Raw genomic sequence first — 5,850 nt, 5'->3', positions numbered from 1 at the left:
GCAACAACGCAGAACTACACGCGAACGAGTTACACCACCCCGCGGGGCACAACCGGTTGCCCGGGTCCGGGCATGACGAAGTCCCGCATCGAGAACCGAATGCGGGAGCTTGAATCTGGGACTGAAGCGGGGCGTGCTCTACCCCGGGATCGGCGTGATCCTGGCCTTCACGGGCATGTCGTCGAGCCCTCCCGCATAACGCTCGTTTGTGGTGGGGGCCGAATGCAGCATTTCTGTCAGACCTGCGGGAGACAGTGGTGCGCCGGTCGGAGTACGCGACCACCCCGAGGATGGAGCCTTATGAGCACCCCAGACCAGATTCGTCGCAAGCAAGACGAGCAAGCCAAGAAACGCGCAGCGATCGAACGACGCATCTATGAGGCACGGGCCAAGCAGTCGAAGAAGGACATCGAGGCGGCGGGCTACCGGGAGAAGGCAGCCAAGGCGTCTACCCCGTCGGGGGTTCAATCCCATTTGAGGGCTGCGAGTAGTGCCGAGAAGGTCGCGCTTGCGGAAGGGCGCAAGATCGCCGAGGAAAGCAAGAAGTTGGCGGACTGCAGCAAGCAGGACGCGGTATTGGTCAAGGAGCTCTCTGCTGCGTTGACGCGGCAGGCCGCCGACGAGGCCCGCGCTCGTGCCCGCGCGGAAGCAGCCGCACGCCAGGCGCGGGAGGCCACCCTGCGTCAGGAACGTAGCCGTACCGCAGGGCTGCTCTCGTCGAGTGAGCGCCGGCTGGCCGAGCAGATCGCTGAGCTGAGGCCACCCAAGAAGGAGACGTTGCGAATCCTGTACTTGACCGCGTCGTCCGAGGGCGACCTTCGGGTGGACAAAGAGATCCGACGAGTGAAGGCCGGAGTACGGGCGGCGACCCTGCGGGATCTAGTGCAAATCGAGCACATGCCCGCAGCCACCACTTCTGATCTGCTGGATGGGCTTGCTCGCGTGCGGCCCCACATCTTGCACTTCTCAGGTCACAGCTCGCAGAAAGAGCTGCTGTTCGACACGGATGCCAGTAGCGACAACCCTGGTCAGGTCGTGGGCGCGGCTGCGTTCGCGCGCGCGTTAGGTGCCGTCGACGAGCCGCCCCTGTTAGTGGTGCTCAACTCCTGCAGCTCAGAGGGCCATCTCGCGGGACTTCTCGAGGTCGTACCAATCGGGATCGGCATGTCGGCGAGCATTGGAGACCCTGACGCGATGTCGTTCGCCGCCCGGTTCTATTCAGCGATCGCTGAGGGGCAATCGGTCGGGAGCGCGTGCGCAGCAGCACGGGTGCAGATGGAGTTCGACGGCATGACTGACTCCGACCTCCCGACTCTGGTTAGTCAACCTGGGGTCGAACCAATGCTGGTCCATCTTGTTGCCGTTCCAGACGCCTAGAGCAGAGATCCAGGCGCGCCCGTCGGAGTACTACTTCTCCACAACGCAGGCCTCATTTGGCTTCGTGGCCCCCTGGCTGGGCTGGCCGTTGTGCGCGGCCAGCCCAGCCACCCCGGTTACGCCGACAGCAGGGCGAACGCCCGCGTCTTCGTATCTGACACAGAGCCGCTGATCGAGCGCAGAGCTCTGTTCGTCGCTTTCTCGCTGGTGGTCTTGCCGTGCACAGGTGCGGCATGGTCCAAGTACTCAGTGATGGCCTGGTACCCGGCCCAACGGGTGCCGCGGATCTGCTCGTTGTTCCCACCGGACAGCAGCAGCTTTCGCAGCTCGGTCTCTCGGTTGGCCGCGATCGTCCTGCTGCGTCCTTGCTTCGCGTCCCTGGCCGGTTCCCAGATCTCGGCGCAGACCTTCTCAAAGTCGTCGAGCGCCATAGCCTCGTTGATCATCCGCTCAGCCGCTTGCTCGAACTGCTCGACGAAGCGGAACGTGAGCCCGAGCGCCTCGCGGGCTTCCCGCACCCGGTTGCCGGCCTTCGCGGTGTGCCTGATCTTGAACGTGCCCGCCGCGTTGGCGAGCGCCGCGCGCTGGGTGTTGGCACACACGACCCGCACCGGGGTGAGCAGGCCGGTGATGGCCCGATCCCCGGTGTGGTTGTTCAGCACGGCGATGTTCATGTCCACCGCGTCGACGCCGCCGATCATCATCGAGGTCGGCAGCTTCATGGTCACAAACACGTCGGCGCCGCCTCGCATAGAGCCCGCGGTGTCGAACGTCGCACCCGACTCGTCGGTGAGCGCCTGGAGGTATTCGGTGAGACGCTCGTTCTGGAACGGCTGGTAGGTCTCGCCCACGATGCCGTTGTGCTCCTGGCCGCCGATGATCTCGCGCCGCCTGGTGGCCGGGTTGATGCGGACAGTGATGAACTTGCCGGCCACCTCGATGGTGGACACCCCGTGCTCGTCGACGAGCGTGGTGCTGACGGGCTGCTTGGCGACGTCCCAGCCGCCCAGCTTGGCGTGGGTCATGACCTGCTCGGCGGTGAGGCCGTCGGGTAGGACGGTTCCCAGGCGGTGCCAGGCGTCGACGTTGTGGCCGGCGGCGAAGGCGGTCGTGCCGTCGCTGAACTGTTCGAGCTCGTGAGACATAGTGGTGCTCTCTTTCAGAATGCAGAAGAGCCCCTGGCGGGTGCCAGGGGCTCGGTGTGTCGGCGGAACCGACGTGGGTGTTGCAGGTCAGGCGATGGTGTGTTCGGTGCGTGACGTCATTGGGCGCAGCTTGGGGAAGTGCCGCGGGTCGACACCGTGGCAGACAAGCTCGTGCAGCATGTTGGCGGCGCTGTAGTCCGGGTCCGCCTGGCGGGCCCGTTCGACGGCCATGGACGCGAGGGCTCCCTTGCCTGAGCGCCACGTCGGCCAGGCGTACAGGAATAGTGGCGCCGCGTCGTAGGGGCTCGGAGCTCGCTGCGCGAGGTTCAGCCAGAGGGCTTGCCCGTCGAAGCCGCGGGTGTCGATCTTGAGCCAGTAGCTGTCGCGGACGGAGATTTGGCGCAGAGCCACCACGAAACGCGCCACGTCGATGTCGCTTGGGTACACCCCGCGCTTGGCGACCTGCGCCGCGGCGAACATCGCCCGCTGGACCGACCTGTCATGTCGCTCGGCCCGACCCTCGAGCACCGCCGCGGTGGTCGCGTTCTCGGCCTCGTCGATGAGCGCCTGCAGGTCGGTCCGGTTGGGCGCGGGCGCGAACCGGTCGGCCATGGCCTCTCGCGTCGGTGCGACGACCACGCCGGCGACCACCGAGGCGGTGGTGAACGCGGTCGGCCTGCTCGGCAGCTCGTTGCCCTCACTCGGGCAGCAGACGGCGTCGTCGCACAGTTCGGACCACCACCGGTTCCCGACGACGATGAAGACGTCGAGCAGCTCGATGCCGTGCTCATCGGATTGCTGGCGGAGTTGCGTGATGACCGCCGGATGCGGTCGCCCCTCCGTGTCGTGTTTGGTGCCGACGTAGACGGCGCCGGTGATCTCGGTGACGCCGCCGCGGGTCATTGCCTCGAGGGTGTCGCCGAGAAGCTGGTCGTCCTCGGCGTCGGCGAGGTCCATGCGGGCGGTCACCACCAGGCGGCCGCTGGCCAGGCCGATGATCACCAGTGAGTCGATCGGGTGGAACCCGAGGAAATGAGGAATCGCGGCCAGTAGCTCGCCTGGTCCGGTGATGCGCAGTGCGGATGGGTCGGTCGTGTTCATGCTGTTCTCCTTCGGAAATTACGAAGCCCCAGCCGGGGTCGCTAGGGCGTAGGTAGGTCGGGGTCGAGGTCGTCAGCGGCGCGCTCGCTTCCGGCGCTGAGCGACCTGCCTGATGGCGGCGAGCGGCCGGACCGCACCGTCGTCAACGCGCAGCGCGGCGAGCAACTCGAGCCGAGCCCAGTCCGATGCCACGCTCAGCGGTTCGACCAGCACCGCGGTGTTCGCGGCGGTGGTGCTGTACACCAGCGCGATGACGCCGGTGGCCGAGCTGCGGGCGACGCTGCGAACCAGCGCCGGCAGGATGCCGGGCAGGGCGATAGCGGGTAGATCGACGGTGACGGTGGCCGTGATCGTGGTGTCGTCGATGCCGACGAGTACGAGGCTCTCGTGCGGTGTGCTGCCGATCATCTGCAGCACGGCCTGGACGAGGTCGTCGGGGCTGGCGACGTGCAGTGGCGTGGTGTCATGCATGGGTGTTCTCCCTGGAACAAAACAAAGCCCTCGACCGGCTGGTCGAGGGCTTGGGTGCTGTGCGTACTTGGAGACTTCAGGCAAAGCCGATCTCCGCGTCCCAGTCGGGGTTGGTGTTCCAGCGGCTCACCCCTTGGTCGTACGTGGGCCGGCTGTAGCTGCGGCGGTTCGACATGGCGACCCCGAGCAGCATGGCCACCACCGCGGCAAGAGCCTCCGTGGCAGGTACCGCGCCGAAGCAGCTGGCGAGGACGACCGCAGCGGCCGCGGCGTAGCTGGCGTCGCTTTTCATGCGATGCGAGTGCTCTTGCCACAGCCGCCGGGTGATCTTCTCGACCCGGTCGAGTGCGGCCTTCACGAGTCTTCTCGCCGCTGCCTTGATCTTGGTGAGTGCCGTGACCATTGTGCGGAACATCCTGGATTCCTCCCTGAACGCAAGCAGGCCCGACTCCGCTGATGCGGCGCCGGGCCTGGGTTGATCTTCGAGCGGGTCTCACCATGTTGGCGTTCGCGTCGAAGTCGGATTACGCAGTCGAGCGAGCTGTGACGGTCGAATGCGAGTTGTTACCGCGTAGTCAGGGCCTATTCAATGGCGCACGTCTCCTAACGCGGTAATTCCATTGTACCTATACGTTGTACAACAAGGCAAGCGCGCCATTGTCTGAAGCTAAATAGCCTGTTGTTCCAGCCGATTGGTTTCTCGGTTGAGCAGGTCCAGGACTTCTCTGTTGCTCGCATTGGGTGGGACATGCAGATACTGATAGCGGAAGACGGGGCCGAAGACCCCGCGACCGGAAGCGCGAGGGCCGAGGGCGAGACCCGGTATTGCCTCTCGTGCGTTGGTGAAGTCGAACCACGGCGAGATCGTGGCCAGGTCCTCTGGCGCCACTCCGAGTGGCTTGCCGGTGGCGCCGGGAGCTGTCGGTCGCACGGATTCGGCAATGAGTCGGTATTGGCGCGCTTGCAGCTGCCAGCCCACCGTGCGGCCGTCTAACGAGGGCGCCAATCACAGCTCGCTGCTTCCAAGCTCTCGTTGTCGCTTCATCCACTCATGCGCGGTAACCGCGACGATTGCGATCGGGAATTGCGCCACTCGAGCCGCATACCAGGCGTTCCGGTCGGCGTAGCCCTGTTTCAGGTTCGCGTAGCTTCGCCAGGCCCAGTAGCCCTGGCCATAGGTGCCGAATCCGAACCGCCCAGATCCGTAGGTGTCGCCTGCCCGCTCGACGAACTCGACCAGTTCATGTGGCACGGCTCCGCGTGCACAGATCAACGCAGCTACGAGCTCAGCTCCCGCGTCGCCTCGAACGGCGTCGTCCTGGCCAGCCATCTTGCGTCGAGCGACATCTTGGCGCGCCCAATGCTCCCACAGGGCATATAGCGACTCGAGAAAGCGGACAGCAGCATCTCCGACAGCATCCCTATCGTCGGCTGGTTGTCCACTGCTTGCGGTTAGCTCTTTGACCGCGTAGTCGAGACGTGACCATCACCTCGTTAGTCCGTACCGCTCTTCGCTGTCCACGGCCCGACGGTATCTGTGCTATTCGACCCGGCGAGTGTCTGTCGTGGGTTTGGCAATCCGCGACAGGCGAACGTCGTCAGCGCCGGTTACGCTCCCTGCTCACCTCGGTGGTCGGGGTGATGATCGCCGGGTAGGCGCTCGACCGAGATGGAGCCGGAATGCGGATGACAGGTGCGGGCTGATGGCGCTCGCTGAATTTCCCCAGTTCTGCTCGGCGTAATTCCCCACCCTGCA

6 protein-coding genes are annotated in these 5,850 nt (G+C 65.4%); 1 reads left to right on the top strand and 5 read right to left on the bottom strand.

All coding sequences use genetic code 11. The features are described 5' to 3' along the window. The first annotated feature begins 300 nt into the window (after nt 1–300). Nucleotides 301–1,377, top strand: a complete 1,077-nt coding sequence (locus ACFFC4_RS21885) for a CHAT domain-containing protein (protein WP_375504827.1) — start codon at nt 301–303, stop codon at nt 1,375–1,377. Between the two features lie 116 nt (nt 1,378–1,493). Here ACFFC4_RS21885 and ACFFC4_RS21880 read toward each other — a convergent pair whose 3' ends face one another. The 5 genes from ACFFC4_RS21880 to ACFFC4_RS21860 form a co-directional block, all read right to left on the bottom strand. Next, nucleotides 1,494–2,522, bottom strand: a complete 1,029-nt coding sequence (locus ACFFC4_RS21880) for a DUF932 domain-containing protein (protein ID WP_375504825.1) — start codon at nt 2,520–2,522, stop codon at nt 1,494–1,496. Nucleotides 2,523–2,609: 87 nt separating this feature from the next. Beyond that, nucleotides 2,610–3,623, bottom strand: a complete 1,014-nt coding sequence (locus ACFFC4_RS21875) for a DUF4192 domain-containing protein (protein ID WP_375504823.1) — start codon at nt 3,621–3,623, stop codon at nt 2,610–2,612. 72 nt (nt 3,624–3,695) lie between these two features. Continuing rightward, on the bottom strand, nt 3,696–4,094 hold the full coding sequence (locus ACFFC4_RS21870; RefSeq protein WP_375504821.1) for a DUF4192 family protein: 399 nt from the start codon (nt 4,092–4,094) through the stop codon (nt 3,696–3,698). 76 nt (nt 4,095–4,170) lie between these two features. Beyond that, nucleotides 4,171–4,509 carry a hypothetical protein gene (locus ACFFC4_RS21865; protein ID WP_375504819.1) on the bottom strand — a complete coding sequence of 113 codons (339 nt, stop codon included), beginning with the start codon at nt 4,507–4,509 and terminating at the stop codon, nt 4,171–4,173. Nucleotides 4,510–5,100: 591 nt separating this feature from the next. Continuing rightward, nucleotides 5,101–5,424: a hypothetical protein gene (locus tag ACFFC4_RS21860; RefSeq protein ID WP_375504817.1), complete on the bottom strand. Its 324-nt coding sequence runs from the start codon at nt 5,422–5,424 to the stop codon at nt 5,101–5,103. Between the last annotated feature and the right edge of the window lie 426 nt (nt 5,425–5,850).

The sequence above is a fragment of the uncultured Jatrophihabitans sp. genome (genome assembly GCF_964244045.1).
GTDB lineage: Bacteria > Actinomycetota > Actinomycetes > Mycobacteriales > Jatrophihabitantaceae > Jatrophihabitans.
This window is presented reverse-complemented; position numbering and strand designations above follow the sequence as displayed.